Here is a 246-nt window from a genome sequence, read left to right as displayed (position 1 = left end):
AATTCGAACGGCGACTGTCGAAGTGGGCGCTCGCCCCGTCGGTCTACGGGCACTTCTACATCGAGCACAATCGCGGCCACCACGTGCGGGTCGCCCCCCCGGAGGATCCGGCCTCTGCCCGGTTCGGGGAGAGCTGCTGGCGATTCCTGCCCCGCAGCGTCGTCGGCAGCCTGCGGTCGGCGGGGCGCCTCGAACGGGCCCGCCTCGAACGGCTCGACAAGCCGGTGTGGAGCGTGCACAACGACG

The 246-nt window shown here is 70.7% G+C and carries 1 protein-coding gene; it reads left to right on the top strand.

The genetic code is table 11. The features are described 5' to 3' along the window. Positions 1 to 246: fatty acid desaturase (locus NVV99_RS26725; protein WP_369011270.1), on the top strand; the 246-nt coding region annotated here is incomplete at both ends.

Source organism: Rhodococcus sp. PAE-6, from assembly GCF_025290685.1.
GTDB classification, from domain to species: domain Bacteria; phylum Actinomycetota; class Actinomycetes; order Mycobacteriales; family Mycobacteriaceae; genus Rhodococcus; species Rhodococcus pyridinivorans.
The sequence above is the reverse complement of the archived record's forward strand: the minus strand, read 5'-3'. Positions and strand labels throughout refer to the sequence as shown.